This is a genomic window from Flectobacillus sp. BAB-3569 (assembly GCF_002270355.1).
GTDB lineage: Bacteria > Bacteroidota > Bacteroidia > Cytophagales > Spirosomataceae > Flectobacillus > Flectobacillus roseus.
Genome location: NZ_NJFZ01000161.1, coordinates 1 through 543 on the forward strand (window position 1 = coordinate 1; position 543 = coordinate 543).

Genomic DNA, 543 nt, shown 5'->3' on the forward strand with positions numbered 1-543 from the left:
CACTCGATGAGGTCCTTTCAAGTCAGAAAGTGAGGCTTCTACCGACAAATATCGTTCTCCTGTTACTTGGGTATAATCTCTAAGCTCGTCGATACAAGAACTTAATCCCAGTATCAAGCTCAGAGTTAAAAATCTAAAATAGGTTTTCATACGCGATGAATGCTAAAGGTCSRTAMARYTKRTTTGGWRCTACTSRWATTCCCCAATCTGATAACTCTTCAATTCCTGTGACAATCAATAATTGAGCTTGAGATTTTGAGCCAACTTTTCCAGCACATAGATTATTACTCACTGAACTGATAAGAAATTTTGTTCCCATCGTGGCAATTACAGGAATACTGAATTGGGAAGTTGTGGTGGTATAATTATAAAAACAGCATTATCGTCTTTAAGCAATAATTTGATGGGTAATGCTCCTGTAGTTGAAATGCTCAAAGCGGGAGTTTGTCCTGACATTACATAAATATTTGTGGAGTCAAACTGCGCCGTTGGAATTTTATGAATCGTTATTGGATATGGACTTGTTGTACTCGTACTGTTGGA

At 37.3% G+C, this 543-nt stretch carries 1 protein-coding gene; it reads right to left on the reverse strand.

Annotation, left to right across the window (positions count from 1 at the left end; genetic code table 11):
- Positions 1–327 precede the first annotated feature (327 nt).
- Positions 328–543 (reverse strand): hypothetical protein (locus tag BWI92_RS27685; RefSeq protein ID WP_176464580.1); only part of this gene is annotated, 216 nt, incomplete at its 5' end.